The sequence below is a fragment of the Martinezella hainanensis genome (genome assembly GCF_900094555.1).
Classification (GTDB): domain Bacteria; phylum Pseudomonadota; class Alphaproteobacteria; order Rhizobiales; family Rhizobiaceae; genus Rhizobium; species Rhizobium hainanense.
Genome location: NZ_FMAC01000002.1, coordinates 707,269 through 721,662, shown reverse-complemented (window position 1 = coordinate 721,662; position 14,394 = coordinate 707,269). Strand labels below are relative to the sequence as shown.

Sequence of the window (14,394 nt, the reverse complement as noted above, 5' to 3'; positions counted from 1 at the left end):
GATCCTCACTTCTTTTCCATAACACATTGCAGCGGATGCTGGTGCTGCCGGGCAAAGTCCATCACCTGGCTCACCTTCGTTTCGGCTACTTCATATGTATATATCCCGCATTCGCCCACGCCATGGTTGTGGACATGAAGCATGATGCGGGTGGCACCTTCTAGATCCTTTTGGAAGAAACGCTCCAGGATATGGATCACGAAGTCCATGGGCGTATAGTCGTCATTCAGAAGCAGCACGCGATACAGGTTCGGTTTTTTGGTCTTGGGCTTGGTACGTGTGATGACCGAGGTCCCACGGTTTCCGTTGTCCCCGTTCCTTTCGCTGTTGTTTTGCATCCGGATCGGCTCAGCGATCATTTCATTCGTTCCTCAAATCATCCGGCAGAAGCTATCGCATTCCGACTTGGCACTGGGTTGGTTTCTTCACTTGGTCGGGCCGGATATCCGAACCTCTAACTTAGTTCATATTGGCGTGATTTTAAGCCCCTTGCGGGACACTGCAATCACAATTCGCTGACAAAACGGGCTGCGGTCAAAAAAGTCGCTGCATATCGTCACGTCCGGTTCAGCGCGCCAAAACGCAAAAGACCGGCCACGCATCGCGCAGCCGGCCTTTCCGGAAATTTTGCCTTTCGGCGAAAGTTTAAGCGGCGGTCGCCGTTGCTGCTGCCTTGCTGGCAGCCTTCGTCGCAGCCGCAACGGGCGCTTCGTAAGGCTTGTAGGCGTTCTTGGCGAGATCGGCATACATTTCGCCGAGCTTCGTGGCTTCAGCGACGAAGTTTTCGTAGGAGGACTTCACATAGCTGCTCTGCAGTTCGAAGGCAGCTTCGAAGCTCTTGACGCCGGCGAGCGTTTCGAAATGTGCAACGCCATCCTGGAACGACTTCTTGGAGTATTCAGCAGCTTCAGCAGCAATCGCCTGAAAGCCCTTGGTGACATCGGAATAGCTCTTCAGCGCCGTGTCCATGGCTTCCTTGCCCTTCTTGTTTGCTTCATCGAAATTGAACATGCTTCTCCGTCCCTTGTTGGCCGGCCGGCGGCCGGTTTACAGGGATAAAGGTTAAATGCGACGCACAATTAGTCAAGTAGTCTTGTGCGACGCAATATCACCTCTTGGTTGCATTTCGAATGACAACGCAATGTCAGCAACAGTGAGTGCGCCGCATCATTTTGTTTTTCCTAATATATATCATTGCGCCTGCAACCACAGGCTTTGATTAAAATATTGGCATTTAGCTCAAAGAAGCTACCGTAGATCAGAACGGCCACGGAATGATCAAATTGGCGATTGCCAAAGAAAAAGGCCGTATTTCAATGAAATACGGCCCGATATTCAATCGCTATACGCGACCGATATAATCAGAGATCGACGTCCAGGATGGCCATCGAGAAATTATAGGAGCGATCGCCATCTTCGTCGTCAATGTAGACGACACCCAGAAACTCTTCACCGAGATAGACTTCAGCCGAATCGTTCTTGCGCGGGCGAGCCTTCACCACGACCTGCGGGTTGAACGTGCGCTTGAAATAGGCGTCGAGTTTCTTGATTTCTTCTGGCTTCACAATGCTTCTCCGTGAGGATCTCGGTTGGCCGCTTCTTGCATAGGAAAAGCGGCGGTGTAAAGACCGGAACCGCGCATAGCTCCCCAGCGACAGCGCAAGCCTCCGAAAGTCAGTCTGGATTTTCCTAGATTCCCGCGCCCATGATCTGATCCACGACCAATTGCTCGGCCAAGAGCTGGTCCATCGAGCGTGAGGGTTCCGAACACCCTGCTTCTCCGACCACCTTGGCCGGCACGCCGGCAACGGTCGTCTTGGCGGGTACTTCCTTCAGTACCACCGAGCCGGCGGCGATGCGCGAGCAATGGCCAATCTGGATATTGCCGAGGATCTTGGCTCCCGCGCCGATCAAGACGCCATGGGCGATCTTCGGGTGGCGGTCGCTGCCTTCCTTGCCGGTGCCGCCAAGCGTGACGCCATGCAGGATCGAGACGTTATCGCCGATCACGGCCGTTTCGCCCACCACAAGGCCGGTCGCGTGATCGAGGAAGATGCCCTTGCCGATACGCGCCGCCGGATTGATGTCGGTCTGGAAGACGCTGGAGGATCGGCTCTGCAGATAAAGCGCGAAATCGCGGCGGCCGCGATTATAGAGCCAGTGCGCGAGGCGGTGCGTCTGCAGCGCATGGAAGCCCTTGAAATAGAGCACGGGCTCCAGGAACCTCAGGCAGGCCGGATCGCGATCGTAGACGGCCTGGATATCGACACGAAGGATCGATCCCCATTCCGGCCAGTCGGCCAGCATTTCCTCGAAGGTCTGCCGCAGGAGGATGGCCTGCAGGTCCGGATGGTCGAGGCGCTCGCAGATGCGATAGATGACGCATTCCTCCAGCGAGCGATGATTTATGATCGTCGAATAGAGGAAAGCGGCAAGCAGTGGGTCCTGTGCGGCAGCAGCGCGTGCTTCCTCGCGCATGCTGTCCCAGATCGGGTCCATGACCTTCACCGCGCCCAAGCCTTCTACCTGGCGAATATCCGTTGCTGCGACCATTGGCGGTCTCCCGATTTTCTGTCAGGGGTGCATTATATAGAATAAATGCCACACAAGACAAATGGGTTGGTCGCGCATGAATTTCGAGCATGACTTTGCCGGGGGGTCCATTCGCGCGACATGCGGCGATGCCATAGGCACGATCACGATCAGCAATCCCGATAGAAAGAATGCCGTGACAGCCGCCATGTGGCGCGCCATCCCACAGGCAGCGCGCATTCTGACCGATGAAGCGCATGCGCATGTGATCATCCTGCGCGGCACAGGCGCGGACTTTTCGGCCGGCGCCGATATCAGCGAATTCGACAGCGTGCGCAAGAATTCCGAGACGGCGGTCGCCTATGAAGCGCTGAACAGCCAGGCCTTTACCGCCATCCGCCACTGCCGCGTACCGACGATAGCAGCAATCCGAGGCATCTGCTACGGCGGCGGCTTCGGGCTTGCTGCCGCCTGTGATCTGCGCATCGCCGAAAGAGGCGCACGGTTTTCCGTGCCCGCCGTTCGCCTCGGCATCGCCTATCCCGCCGACGCCGTGCAGGATATCGTCAACGCGCTCGGGCCGCAGATGGCCAAGGTCACGCTATTCACCGGTGCTCCGATGTCGAGCGAGAAGATGGTTGCCGCCGGCTTTCTTCTGGAGGAAATCGAGGTTGATGCGTTCGATCAGGAAGTATCCGCCCTCGCCCATGCGATTGCCGCCAATGCACCTATTGCGCTGCATGCCTCGAAGCTCGCGATCCGCGCCGTCATCGAGCAGGATGGTGACTTGCTGCGCGAAGCGGAAGTGATCGGCGCCGAGACTTTCGACAGCGCCGATTATGCGGAGGGTCGCGCCGCCTTTGCGGAGCGACGAAAGCCGCACTTCACCGGCAAGTGACCTAGAGCGATTCCTCGTTCGCGGCATCGCTCTATCTCTTTTTTTACGCAACTCCGGACGGAAAACCGCTGCGCACTTTTCCTGGAATTGCTCTAGCGCCTGTCGAGACGCTGGTAGAATTCCAGAACCGCCGCCTTGAAGATCTTGTCGCCGACAGCGAGCATGTGATCACGGTTCGGAATGTCTATGGCCTCGGCGTTCGGCATCAAAGCGGCGAGTTCATGACCGGAGCCGGCGATATCGTCCTTGGTGCCGACTGCAATCAAGGTCGGCGCCTCGATCTTCGCCACATCCTCTCTTGCCGCCAGATCGCGCGAGCCCTGGATACAGGCGGCCAGCGCCTGCCGGTCGCTTTTCGTCTGCTCGGCAAAAGCGCGGAACATGCGGCCGCGCGCATGGGTGACATCGTCGAGCGAGGGCGCAACCAGCGCATCGGCGATCGGGTCCCAGTCACCGACGCCCTCGACCATGCCGATACCAAGGCCCCCCAGCACCAGCGAGCGGACGCGATCGGGATGCGCGATGGCCATGAAGGTCGAAACGCGGGCGCCCATGGAATAGCCCATGACGTGCGCCTCGGAGATGCCCAGATGGTCAAGAAGGGCAAGGGCATCCTCGGCCATGATCCAGGGATGGTAGACATCGGCATCATAGAGCTTGTCACTCAAACCGTGGCCGCGATTGTCGATGGCAATGACACGATAACCCGCCTCACCGAGCGTCTTCAGCCAACCGGGATTGACCCAGTTGGCAATCGCAGTCGAAGCGAAACCGTGAATGAGCAGCACCGGCGGGCCGTTCGGATCGCCTTCATCGAAAAAGGCGAGCTTCAATCCGTCTCGGACAAAATGGGACATCGGGGGAGCATTCAAATTCATGGCTTTGTCTTTGCAAGCTAGATCCTGTCGGCGCCGGACCATATTTTATCGGTGATACCAAATGAACCCTAAGCCTGCGAAAATCTCTGCATCAAGCCGGACTTTCGCACTACACAATCGGGAAGAAGGATTATAAAGAGGGGCTACCAAGTCTGGCGCAACATTCATGCCGCTTTCGGCAAGACGCATTCGGAGATCATCATGGCCGGCCATAATATTCCCCATTTCCAGAACGACGGCGGACATCGCGTCATCGAAATCGGCGTGAAGGAATTCATGTGCACCGGCGCCTCGATTCCCTATGATCATCCGCACATCTTCATCGATCTCGGCGACGAGAGCGAGAAGGTCTGCTCCTACTGCTCGACGCTTTACCGCTACAATCCGTCGCTGAAGGCGGACCAGACCAACCCGGCTGGCTGCGTCTTCCATTTCAAGGCAGCGTGATAGCGTAGCCTTCGATCGGACATAGGGACATGCCGATCAAAGCAGCCGCAATCATCGGCGCCGGAATAGCCGGATTGACGGCGGCGCTGGCGCTGGCGAGACATGGCATTGCCTCCGACATTTTCGAACAGGCAGAGGTGCTGACCGAAGTCGGCGCCGGCTTGCAGATTTCACCGAATGCTTCTCGCATCCTCGATACGCTTGGCGTACTCGTCAAGCTTCGGTCCGTTTGGCTGGAGCCGGAGGAAGTTCGGCTCGTATCCGGCTCGGCGCTGCGTCCCGTTGCATCCGTTCCCTGTGGAAAATTTGCAAGAGAGCGATGGGGCGCGCCCTATGGCACCGCGCATCGGGCGACCCTGCAGAAAGCGCTTCTCGAAGCCGTGAACTCCAATGAGCTCTGCAGGCTGCATCTCGGCCGGCAGATCGATATCAGAAACAAGCGGGCGCTCGAGGAGATGGCCGGAAGAGAATTCGATCTCGTCATCGGTGCCGATGGCGTTTGGTCAAAGGCGCATGCGATGGTGCCTGGAGCGCCCTCGCCGCTCTTCTCCGGCAATATTGCCTGGCGCTTCTCGATTGCCGAGGCGGCGGCACCGGGCATCCTGGACAAGACCAGCGTCACGGCGTTTCTCGGGCCTTCCAGCCATCTCGTCTGCTATCCCATCCGTGAAAATGCAGCCTTTAACATCGTCGCCATCGTCTCCGGCAGCAGCGCCAACCGCGATTGGGGTGCCGCCGGCAGCAAAACGCAGCGCGAGCAGATGCTGCGAGGCTTTTCCGGCTGGAACGCAACGATCCTGCAAATGCTCGAAGCCCAGCAACAGGCGAGCTTCTGGCCGCTCTATGAAATGAAGGACGGCCGGTGGCACAATGGCAGCGATACGATCCTGATCGGGGACGCTGCACATGCGATGATGCCGTTTGCGGCTCAGGGCGCGGCCATGGCGATCGAGGACGCCTTCGAACTCGCCGGACTGCTTTCGGCCCGATCACCGGCGCAAGCCTTCGAGCTCCATGAAAAGCATCGAGCGCCGCGGATCGCTCGCCTGCGCCAGCGTGCAGCCTTCAATCAATTTGCCTATCACGCCCGCGGCCCGATCCGCCTGGCGCGCGATCTCGTTCTCTCACTTCGCCCGCCGCAAAGCCTCGCGGCGGACATGGACTGGATCTACGGCTATCGCGCCATCGGCTGATCAGACCGCTTTGGCTGCAGCAAAGCCCTTTTCGATATCCGCCTTGATATCGGCGACGTCTTCCAGGCCGATCTGCAGGCGGATGACTGGCCCCTCCTTTGGAGCCTTGGTCACGCGCCGGTCGTTGAGGTTGACCTGCAAGGCAAGGCTTTCGAAGCCGCCCCAGGAGTAGCCGAGACCGAAAATACGCAAGGCATCAAGGAAGGCGTGCGCCTTCACCTTGAACTTCTGTGGATCGTCGACGGCGAGAACGAAAGAGAAGATGCCGCTTGCACCCTTGAAGTCACGCTTCCAAAGATCGTGACCCGGGAAGCTTGGCAGGGCTGGATGCAGCACGCGGGCGACTTCTTCCCTGCCCTCAAGCCACTGTGCGATCGCCAGAGCGCTTTCCTGGTGACGCTCCAGGCGTACGCCCATGGTGCGCAAACCGCGCAGTACTTGATAGGCATCATCAGGCGCGCCGCAAATGCCGAGCTGGCCATGCGCATCGAGCAGCTGCTTCCAGTGCGTCTCATTGGCCGACACGGTTCCCATCAGAATATCGGAATGGCCGGCCGGATACTTCGTCACCGCGTGGATGGAAACGTCGACACCGTGATCAAGCGGCTTGAAATAGAGCGGCGTCGCCCAGGTATTGTCCATGGTGACGACACAGCCGTGGCGGTGAGCTGCAGCGGAAATCGCCGGAATATCCTGCATTTCGAAGGTGTTGGAGCCTGGCGCTTCGGTATGAACCAACCGGGTGTTCGGCTTGATCAGTTGCTCGATGCCGGCGCCGACAAGCGGATCGTAATAATCCACCTCGATGCCGAGGCGCTTCAGCATGGTATCGCAGAAGAAGCGCGTGGGGCCGTAAACCGAATCAACGACCAGCGCGTGATCGCCGGCGGACAAGTAGGCAAGGAACGGCACGGTGACTGCCGCAAGCCCGGATGGCACGATAACCGTTCCAGCCGACCCTTCCAGCGCATCCATCGCCTCGCATAGCGCATCCGTCGTCGGCGTGCCGCGCGTGCCATAGGTATATTTCTGGTCGTGCGTCTCCATCACCCGGGCATTGGGGAACAGCACCGTCGAAGCATGCACCACGGGTGGATTGACGAAGCCGTGATAATCAAAGGGCGAATTGCCGATATGGGACAAACGCGTGTTGATGCCGGCGTTGTGCAGGAAGTTGTCTTTGTCTTTCATGTCCGGATATGCCTTTGGCGCTGTAGGAAGCTGGATTTGTGGCGGCCAAGTCCAGTGGGGTCAACCCCGATCATTCCGACACCACATATTATTAGAAGGCTAAAATAACGAAAATAGTGAAGGAAACCGCATTTTCGCGCAGATTTTTGGCAAAACACCGCTCATTTTGACGCCAAATGCCCATTTTTCGACAGCGCGCGGCGAAAATGCCGAATAAATCCGCAATAATCGGGGCGATCTCTTGACCGCTACACCATTTGCGACTGTGATAGCACCACTCGCACCGGGAAGGGAAGGAACACGGTTCTCCAGGAACCTGCTTCGGACGCGATACACTTTAACTATAAAACAAAGAGACAAAGGTAGGGAAAATGAAAAAGATTGCTCTCTCCGCATTCCTCGGAGTCGCAGCCTTGGCTTACACCGCGTCGGGCGCTTCGGCGTCGACGCTGAGCGACGTAAAGGCCAAGGGCTTCGTTCAATGCGGCGTGAATACGGGCCTTCTCGGCTTCGCGCAGCCGGACGCGTCCGGTAACTGGGCGGGCTTCGATATCGACTTCTGCAAGGCTGTCGCTTCCGCCGTATTCGGCGATCCGACCAAGGTGAAATACACGCCTCTCAGCGCCAAAGACCGTTTCACCGCGCTGCAGTCCGGTGAAATCGATGTGCTTTCCCGTAACACGACCTGGACCATCAACCGCGACACCGCGCTCGGCCTCAAGTTCCGTCCTGTCACCTATTATGACGGCCAGGGCTTCATGGTCCGCAAGGAGCTGAACGTGAAGTCGGCGCTCGAACTGTCGGGTGCTGCCATCTGCGTCCAGTCCGGCACGACGACCGAGCTGAACCTCGCAGACTACTTCAAGACCAACAACCTGCAGTACAATCCGGTCGTCTTCGACAAGCTCGAAGAAGTCAACACGGCCTATGATTCCGGCCGTTGCGACGTCTATACGACCGACCAGTCCGGTCTCTACTCTCTGCGCCTGACCTTGAAGAACCCGGACGACAACGTCGTTCTGCCTGAGATCATCTCCAAGGAGCCGCTCGGCCCGGCCGTTCGCCAGGGCGACGACCAGTGGTTCAACATCGTCAGCTGGACGGCCTATGCGCTCGTGAACGCCGAAGAATTCGGCATCACGCAGAAGAACGTCGACGAGATGAAGGGTTCGGCTAACCCGGACATCAAGCGCTTCCTCGGCGCCGAGCAGGGCTCCACCATCGGCACCGACCTCGGCCTGACCAATGACTGGGCCTACAACATCATCAAGGGCGTCGGTAACTACGGCGAAGTCTTCGACCGCAACATCGGCGCAGGCAGCCCGTTGAAAATCGCTCGCGGCCTCAATGCCCTGTGGAACAAGGGCGGTATCCAGTACGCGCCTCCGGTCCGCTAAGTCGCAAACGACCAGACTTCCAGAGAAAGGCGGCAATCCGCCTTTCTCCCCTCAAGAAAACAAGCCTGAAACAGGCACATTGGGGAAAAACTCTATATGGCAATTACTGTAAACTCGCCTGAAGGCGAGCGTTCAGCCTTATCGGCGGCGTTGTACGACCCCAAAGTTCGGGGCGCCTTCTATCAGGCGCTTACCATCGTCATTCTCGCGGGGCTCTGCTGGTTTATCGTCACGAATACCATCGATAACCTGCGCGCATTGAACCGCTCATTCGGCTTTGGTTTTCTCGAAGGGCGCGCCGGCTTCAACCTGGGACAAGCGCTGATTCCCTATTCCAGCGATTCGACCAACGCCACCGCCCTTCTCGTCGGCGTGCTCAACACACTCTTGATTTCGGTGGTGGGCATTATTGCTGCGACGGTCGTCGGCTTCGTCATCGGCATCGGCAGACTTTCGCATAATTGGCTGATTGCGAAGCTCTCCCAGGCCTATGTCGAAATCTTCCGCAACATCCCGCCCCTGCTCGTCATCTTCTTCTGGTACAGCGGCGTTCTGGTGTTGCTGCCGCAGGCGCGCGATGCTGTGCATCTGCCGTTCTCCAGCTATCTCAGCAATCGCGGCCTCGCCTTCCCGAGCCCGATCTTCGGTGCAGGCATGTGGGCAGTCGGCATTGCCTTCCTCGTCGCCATAGCCGCGGTCTTTTTTGTGGCGCGCTGGGCGCACAAGCGCCAGGTGGCAACCGGCCAGCAATTCCACACGATCTGGGTGTCGATCGGCATATTGATCGGCCTGCCGTTGCTGGTCTTCCTTGTGACCGGCATGCCGCTTTCCTTCGATTACCCCATCGCCGGCAAGTTCAACCTGACGGGAGGCACGGTCATAGGACCGGAGTTCCTCGCGCTTCTCCTCGCCCTTTCCCTTTACACCGCATCCTATATTGCCGAGATCGTTCGTGCCGGCATCCGTGGCGTGCCGAAGGGGCAATCGGAAGCGGCAGGTGCACTTGGTCTGCGGGCGTCAGCCATCAACCGGCTGATCATCATACCGCAGGCAATGCGCATCATCATTCCACCGCTGACGAGCCAATATCTCAATCTGATCAAGAACTCGTCCCTCGCCATCGCCATCGGCTATGCCGATCTCGTCGCCGTCGGCGGCGTGATCCTCAATCAGTCCGGCCGAGCCGTCGAAGTCGTCATCATCTGGATGATCATCTATCTCGCCCTGAGCATCGTAACGTCGCTGTTCATGAACTGGTTCAACGCCAAGATGGCCCTGGTGGAGAGATAGGATGTCGAGCGTAGATCAACACTTCGTCAGCAAGACACTGCTCGTGGCTCAGCCAGCACCCGCCAGCGAAAAGGGCATGTGGCACTGGTTGAAAAAGAACCTGTTTGCCACGCCGAAGGACATCGTCCTGACCGTGCTTGCCGTCACCTTTCTGGCCTGGACGATCCCGCATCTGGTCAACTGGCTGTTCATAAATGCAGTCTGGAGCGGAACCGACCGCACCTTCTGCGCCACCACGGTTCAAGGCGGAACGCAGCCGGACGGCTGGAATGCCGCCTGCTGGGCCTTCGTCCGCGCGAAATTCGCCATCTTCATGTTCGGCCTTTATCCGCCGGACGAGCGCTGGCGGCCGATACTCGTCTGCATCCTGATGGTCGTCAGCTTCGCACCGCTGCTGATACCGTCCGTTCCCAGGAAGGGATTGAACGCTATCCTGGCGTTCTTCGTGCTGCCGGTTGTTTCGTTCTTCCTGCTCCACGGGGGCTTCGGCCTTGAGACCGTCGAAACGGAAAGATGGGGCGGCCTGCTGGTGACGCTGGTGATCGCCTTCGTTGCGATCGCAGTCTCCTTCCCCTTCGGCATCGTGCTCGCGCTCGGCCGTCGCTCCAAGATGCCCGTCGTCCGCATGCTCTGCGTGTCGTTCATCGAAATCATCCGCGGCGTGCCGTTGATCACGGTGCTGTTCATGGCCAGCTACATGCTGCCGCTGTTCATGCCGCAGGGCTGGACTGTCGATAAGCTGTTGCGCGCCGTCGTCGGCGTTGCGATCTTCACCTCTGCCTATATGGCGGAAGTCATTCGCGGCGGCCTGCAGGCGATACCCAAGGGCCAGTTCGAGGGCGCTGACTCGCTCGGCCTCGGCTACTGGCAGAAGATGCGGCTGATCATTCTGCCGCAGGCGATCAAGCTGGTCATCCCCGGCATCGTCAACACCTACATCGGCATGTTCAAGGACACGTCGCTCGTGGCGATCATCGGCATGTTCGACCTGCTTGGCATCGTCCGTCAGAACTTCGCGGATGCCACTTGGGCAAGTGCGGTGACCCCCGTAACGGGTCTTGTTTTCGCCGGCTTCGTTTTTTGGCTGTTCTGCTTCGGCATGTCGCGCTATTCAGGCTTTGTGGAACGCCATCTCGACACCGGCCACAAGCGATAAAATTGAGGGAAATACAAAATGGCTGAAGCCCAATCGAAAAAAATGACCGTCTCCGAGACAGAAGTCGCGGTCGACATGATCAACATGAACAAGTGGTATGGCGACTTCCACGTGCTGCGCGATATCAACCTCAAGGTCATGCGCGGCGAGCGCATCGTCATTGCCGGCCCTTCCGGCTCGGGCAAATCGACGATGATCCGCTGCATCAACCGCCTGGAAGAACACCAGAAGGGCCAGATCATCGTTGACGGCGTCGAGCTGACGAACGACCTGAAGAAGATCGATGAAGTGCGTCGCGAAGTCGGCATGGTGTTCCAGCACTTCAACCTCTTCCCACATCTGACCATTCTGGAAAACTGCACGCTGGCGCCGATCTGGGTGCGCAAGATGCCGAAGAAGCAGGCGGAAGAAATCGCCATGCACTTCCTCACCCGCGTCAAGATTCCGGAACAGGCGAAGAAGTATCCCGGCCAGCTTTCCGGCGGCCAGCAGCAGCGCGTGGCGATCGCCCGCTCGCTCTGCATGAACCCGAAGATCATGCTGTTTGACGAGCCGACCTCGGCGCTCGACCCGGAAATGATCAAGGAAGTGCTCGACACCATGGTTGGCCTTGCCGAAGAAGGCATGACGATGCTGTGCGTGACCCACGAAATGGGCTTTGCCCGCCAGGTCGCCAACCGCGTCATCTTCATGGACCAGGGGCAGATCGTCGAACAGAATTCGCCGAAGGAATTCTTCGACAATCCGCAACATGAGCGCACCAAGCTTTTCCTCAGCCAGATCCTGCACTGATCCGGCGTAGATCGAATGCAAGAACCCGCCGCTGCCACGCAGCCGGCGGGTTTTTCATTGAATGCCGCTCTCCACGCATGCGGCGAAGCAGGGCCGCTCAGCGCAACGGCAGAGCATAGGTCTGTTTGACGATCTGGCTCGGCACATCGGTCTTGACGTTCTGAATGCCGTTGACCTTCGTCAGATGCGTCGACTGGAACCGCCTGTAGTCGTCGAGATCGGAAACAGCGACACGCAGCAGCGCGTCACTCTCCCCGAGCATGATGTAGCATTCCATCACCTCAGACAGTTTCTTCATCGCTGCGATGAAATGGTCGATCGTTTCCGCATCCTGCGCCGTCAGCCAGACCCGCGCGAACATCGATAGCGGCAGGCCAGCCTTGACCGGATTCACGACGGCCACATAACGATCGATGATGCCGGCATCCTCCAGGAGCTTCACACGCCGCAGGCAAGGCGATGGCGAAAGCCCGACCTCTTTTGCCAGCTCCACATTCTGCATCCGCCCGTCGCGCTGCAGCGCCCGCAAGATACGCTTGTCGATCTCGTCCAGCCGCATTGGCATTCTCCACCAGCAAAATAGATTTTTTGGATTCCAATGCCAATTATGGGGTATAAGCTAGCATTTTTGCAAGCCAATTGCGCCGGCAAGCCTCTAGGCTTCCGTTCATGGAAAACGCCAATCTTCTTCTTTTTGCAGCCACCGTCTTGCCTCTTATCTGCACGCCAGGGCCGGATATACTGTTCGTGGCATCGCAGACGATCTCCGGCGGTGCCATCGCCGGACTACGTTCGACGGCCGGCATCTGCATCGGCTACATCGTCCATTCCATGCTGGCTGCCCTCGGCGTAGCGGCCATCATCACCGCCTTTCCCCTCCTGTTCATGCTGCTGCGCTGGGTCGGCATCGCTTATCTTGCCTACCTTGCGGCCCGCCTCATAAGTTCCTCAATGAAGGCTGGCGAGGTCACGCCAGTATCCAGAATTGCGACAAATGGATTTCGGCGTGGCTTTCTGACCTCTGTCCTCAATCCCAAGGGCATGATGATCTATTTCGCCATCCTGCCGCAGTTCATCAACCACGGTGGAAACATAGCGCTGCAAGCATCATTGCTATCATCCGTGTTCATCGGGCTCTGCGCGATCGTCGATGTCCTCCTCAGCATCAGCCTGGCAACGATCGGATCGCGCGCCGGTTTCAGCGATCGCCATCGGCGTTGGACCGAGGGTATCGCAGGCTGTCTCCTCCTGATTGCCGCCTGGCGATTGGCAGCGTGAGTAAGCCGAGTGGCGCTTTGCGCAGAACGCGATATAGTTTCCGGTACCGCGAATAATGCGGGATTCACGCGACGTCGGGGGAAGCGAGCCGTGAAAAAAAGCGACAGAATCATCGGCGGGCTCGCTCTATTAAGCGTCGCCATCATCGTCATCAAGCTGGCCGGAGCAATATACGGCTACGACCTGATCCAGATGGCGGTCGATGCTACCAGGCCGAAAGATGCCGGCGGCTGGCCGACGGCGGTGAACTAAGTAGGGCTTGAGCAGCCAACGCCATAGATTGCCCGCTTGATGCGATAAAGGCAAATACGGAGAAATGGCGACCCACCAACGACGAAAGTCTGAACAGCGATAACTATCGGTTTATATAAAATAAATCGGCAATCGAGCGAATGTAAAATCTGCGGCATGACCGCGTTGCGCCGAGACAATAGATCTCGGCACTCGCACATATTGAGGATTAAAATAATCAGGATGAGTCAGCAGCTTTAAAAGACTAAAAAATAGCTCTGAAAAGTAATTTATCCAAAACAAAACAATAGCTTATCTGGAATATATGCAAAGCTCAGAATTTGAGGAATTGAAAGACATCTGAAGAGGTTGATGTATCGAATGCCACTGCCGCTGAGTTACGACAGTTCATCGAGCGTATGTGGAACCTCATTTCTGAATAAGGGCAACTGCAATCAGACCAGTTTGGCATACATCTCCAGCAAAGCGTTGAATGAGGGAGCAATCGGCATGAAGAAGCCATGCTCGATAAACGTGCTAATCAGGGCATCGGGCGTGTTGGTCCAGTCGGTCTCAGCCTCTTCAAAATAGCCCCAGTACATCTCGCCATCCGTGTACATGATCTCGCCAAGCCTCGAACCCTCCGTGATTTCAACAAAGGTGCAAAAGTCGCCTCCGACGGCAATCGGCGGCGCAAAGGCGAGCAATTCTCTTCCGGATGCGTCCATCTTCGGAATAATGGTCAGAATATCAGCGTAGTCACGCCCATTTTCGACACCATAGAAGGTATTGATATCCGCTAAAGCCATACTCAGGCCGACCCGCTTTACCTCATCGAAGTCGAACGTCGTGCGCAAACCGTTGCAACAGGTTAGAAAGTGGATGTAGTCCTGTGAAAGATATATGCCGTGTTCGTTCACCAGGCGTTCGAGCGCTGCCGAGGTTGCCTTCCCAAAAGATTCGACTCTGTCGGATCGGAGGATTGTGTCCAGCGTCGTCATAAGCTCTCCTTTGGGCAGTTATTTCGAATTTCTCGGTCTTTCACATTTCATCAAAGCACGGGCGCAATGCCAGGAGTGTTGCGACTACATTCTATGCCGTACCCGGATGG

At 57.5% G+C, this 14,394-nt stretch carries 17 protein-coding genes; 9 read left to right on the top strand and 8 right to left on the bottom strand.

Annotated elements, in window-relative coordinates:
- Positions 1-5 precede the first annotated feature (5 nt).
- The 4 genes from clpS to cysE form a co-directional block, all read right to left on the bottom strand.
- Positions 6-359: an ATP-dependent Clp protease adapter ClpS gene (clpS, locus tag GA0061100_RS09970; protein WP_041677877.1), complete on the bottom strand. Its 354-nt coding sequence runs from the start codon at positions 357-359 to the stop codon at positions 6-8.
- A 286-nt stretch (positions 360-645) separates the two neighbouring features.
- The gene (locus tag GA0061100_RS09965) at positions 646-1,011 is read right to left on the bottom strand and encodes a phasin family protein (protein WP_075852495.1); all 366 of its coding nucleotides are present in this window, start codon (positions 1,009-1,011) and stop codon (positions 646-648) included.
- Positions 1,012-1,361: 350 nt separating this feature from the next.
- A complete protein-coding gene (locus tag GA0061100_RS09960) occupies positions 1,362-1,565 on the bottom strand; it encodes a DUF3126 family protein (protein WP_015339784.1) in 204 nt (67 codons plus the stop codon).
- A gap of 124 nt (positions 1,566-1,689) precedes the next feature.
- Positions 1,690-2,553, bottom strand: a complete 864-nt coding sequence (gene cysE, locus GA0061100_RS09955; protein WP_075852494.1) for a serine O-acetyltransferase — start codon at positions 2,551-2,553, stop codon at positions 1,690-1,692.
- A 76-nt stretch (positions 2,554-2,629) separates the two neighbouring features.
- On the opposite strand from cysE, the gene GA0061100_RS09950 reads away from it, so the two are divergent.
- Positions 2,630-3,430, top strand: a complete 801-nt coding sequence (locus GA0061100_RS09950; protein ID WP_075852666.1) for an enoyl-CoA hydratase-related protein — start codon at positions 2,630-2,632, stop codon at positions 3,428-3,430.
- Positions 3,431-3,522: 92 nt separating this feature from the next.
- Here the strand turns inward: GA0061100_RS09950 and GA0061100_RS09945 are convergent, their stop codons facing one another.
- On the bottom strand, positions 3,523-4,308 hold the full coding sequence (locus GA0061100_RS09945; RefSeq protein WP_075852493.1) for an alpha/beta fold hydrolase: 786 nt from the start codon (positions 4,306-4,308) through the stop codon (positions 3,523-3,525).
- 201 nt (positions 4,309-4,509) lie between these two features.
- On the opposite strand from GA0061100_RS09945, the gene GA0061100_RS09940 reads away from it, so the two are divergent.
- Positions 4,510-4,755, top strand: coding sequence for a zinc-finger domain-containing protein (locus tag GA0061100_RS09940; protein ID WP_075852492.1), 246 nt, complete (start codon positions 4,510-4,512; stop codon positions 4,753-4,755).
- 29 nt (positions 4,756-4,784) lie between these two features.
- On the top strand, positions 4,785-5,948 hold the full coding sequence (locus GA0061100_RS09935) for an FAD-dependent monooxygenase (protein WP_075852491.1): 1,164 nt from the start codon (positions 4,785-4,787) through the stop codon (positions 5,946-5,948).
- Here the strand turns inward: GA0061100_RS09935 and GA0061100_RS09930 are convergent, their stop codons facing one another.
- Positions 5,949-7,139, bottom strand: coding sequence for a cystathionine beta-lyase (locus GA0061100_RS09930; RefSeq protein ID WP_075852490.1), 1,191 nt, complete (start codon positions 7,137-7,139; stop codon positions 5,949-5,951). It lies immediately after the preceding gene.
- Positions 7,140-7,510: 371 nt separating this feature from the next.
- On the opposite strand from GA0061100_RS09930, the gene GA0061100_RS09925 reads away from it, so the two are divergent.
- The 4 genes from GA0061100_RS09925 (at position 7,511) to GA0061100_RS09910 (ending at position 11,774) form a co-directional block, all read left to right on the top strand.
- The gene (locus GA0061100_RS09925) at positions 7,511-8,536 is read left to right on the top strand and encodes an amino acid ABC transporter substrate-binding protein (RefSeq protein ID WP_075852489.1); all 1,026 of its coding nucleotides are present in this window, start codon (positions 7,511-7,513) and stop codon (positions 8,534-8,536) included.
- 96 nt (positions 8,537-8,632) lie between these two features.
- Entirely contained in the window at positions 8,633-9,826 is a 1,194-nt protein-coding gene (locus tag GA0061100_RS09920; RefSeq protein ID WP_075852488.1) for an amino acid ABC transporter permease, read from the top strand.
- Between the two features lies 1 nt (position 9,827).
- Positions 9,828-10,982, top strand: a complete 1,155-nt coding sequence (locus tag GA0061100_RS09915; RefSeq protein ID WP_075852487.1) for an amino acid ABC transporter permease — start codon at positions 9,828-9,830, stop codon at positions 10,980-10,982.
- An 18-nt stretch (positions 10,983-11,000) separates the two neighbouring features.
- Positions 11,001-11,774, top strand: coding sequence for an amino acid ABC transporter ATP-binding protein (locus GA0061100_RS09910; protein ID WP_015339774.1), 774 nt, complete (start codon positions 11,001-11,003; stop codon positions 11,772-11,774).
- 97 nt (positions 11,775-11,871) lie between these two features.
- Here the strand turns inward: GA0061100_RS09910 and GA0061100_RS09905 are convergent, their stop codons facing one another.
- A complete protein-coding gene (locus tag GA0061100_RS09905; RefSeq protein WP_208621524.1) occupies positions 11,872-12,339 on the bottom strand; it encodes an Lrp/AsnC family transcriptional regulator in 468 nt (155 codons plus the stop codon).
- A gap of 104 nt (positions 12,340-12,443) precedes the next feature.
- Between GA0061100_RS09905 and GA0061100_RS09900 the strand changes: the two genes are divergently transcribed.
- A complete protein-coding gene (locus tag GA0061100_RS09900) occupies positions 12,444-13,052 on the top strand; it encodes a LysE family translocator (protein ID WP_075852485.1) in 609 nt (202 codons plus the stop codon).
- A 90-nt stretch (positions 13,053-13,142) separates the two neighbouring features.
- Complete coding sequence (locus GA0061100_RS34830) at positions 13,143-13,304, top strand: hypothetical protein (protein WP_167459818.1); 162 nt, start codon at positions 13,143-13,145, stop codon at positions 13,302-13,304.
- 434 nt (positions 13,305-13,738) lie between these two features.
- On the opposite strand, the gene GA0061100_RS09895 is transcribed toward GA0061100_RS34830, so the two are convergent.
- Entirely contained in the window at positions 13,739-14,284 is a 546-nt protein-coding gene (locus GA0061100_RS09895; protein ID WP_075852484.1) for an SMI1/KNR4 family protein, read from the bottom strand.
- Positions 14,285-14,394 lie beyond the last annotated feature (110 nt).

Coding starts and splice junctions, on each gene's coding strand:
- clpS (WP_041677877.1), bottom strand. CDS start 359: ATGATCGCTGAGCCGATCCGGATGCAAAACAACAGCGAAAGGAACGGG.
- GA0061100_RS09965 (WP_075852495.1), bottom strand. CDS start 1,011: ATGTTCAATTTCGATGAAGCAAACAAGAAGGGCAAGGAAGCCATGGAC.
- cysE (WP_075852494.1), bottom strand. CDS start 2,553: ATGGTCGCAGCAACGGATATTCGCCAGGTAGAAGGCTTGGGCGCGGTG.
- GA0061100_RS09950 (WP_075852666.1), top strand. CDS start 2,630: ATGAATTTCGAGCATGACTTTGCCGGGGGGTCCATTCGCGCGACATGC.
- GA0061100_RS09945 (WP_075852493.1), bottom strand. CDS start 4,308: ATGAATTTGAATGCTCCCCCGATGTCCCATTTTGTCCGAGACGGATTG.
- GA0061100_RS09940 (WP_075852492.1), top strand. CDS start 4,510: ATGGCCGGCCATAATATTCCCCATTTCCAGAACGACGGCGGACATCGC.
- GA0061100_RS09935 (WP_075852491.1), top strand. CDS start 4,785: ATGCCGATCAAAGCAGCCGCAATCATCGGCGCCGGAATAGCCGGATTG.
- GA0061100_RS09930 (WP_075852490.1), bottom strand. CDS start 7,139: ATGAAAGACAAAGACAACTTCCTGCACAACGCCGGCATCAACACGCGT.
- GA0061100_RS09925 (WP_075852489.1), top strand. CDS start 7,511: ATGAAAAAGATTGCTCTCTCCGCATTCCTCGGAGTCGCAGCCTTGGCT.
- GA0061100_RS09920 (WP_075852488.1), top strand. CDS start 8,633: ATGGCAATTACTGTAAACTCGCCTGAAGGCGAGCGTTCAGCCTTATCG.
- GA0061100_RS09915 (WP_075852487.1), top strand. CDS start 9,828: ATGTCGAGCGTAGATCAACACTTCGTCAGCAAGACACTGCTCGTGGCT.
- GA0061100_RS09910 (WP_015339774.1), top strand. CDS start 11,001: ATGGCTGAAGCCCAATCGAAAAAAATGACCGTCTCCGAGACAGAAGTC.
- GA0061100_RS09905 (WP_208621524.1), bottom strand. CDS start 12,339: ATGCCAATGCGGCTGGACGAGATCGACAAGCGTATCTTGCGGGCGCTG.
- GA0061100_RS09900 (WP_075852485.1), top strand. CDS start 12,444: ATGGAAAACGCCAATCTTCTTCTTTTTGCAGCCACCGTCTTGCCTCTT.
- GA0061100_RS09895 (WP_075852484.1), bottom strand. CDS start 14,284: ATGACGACGCTGGACACAATCCTCCGATCCGACAGAGTCGAATCTTTT.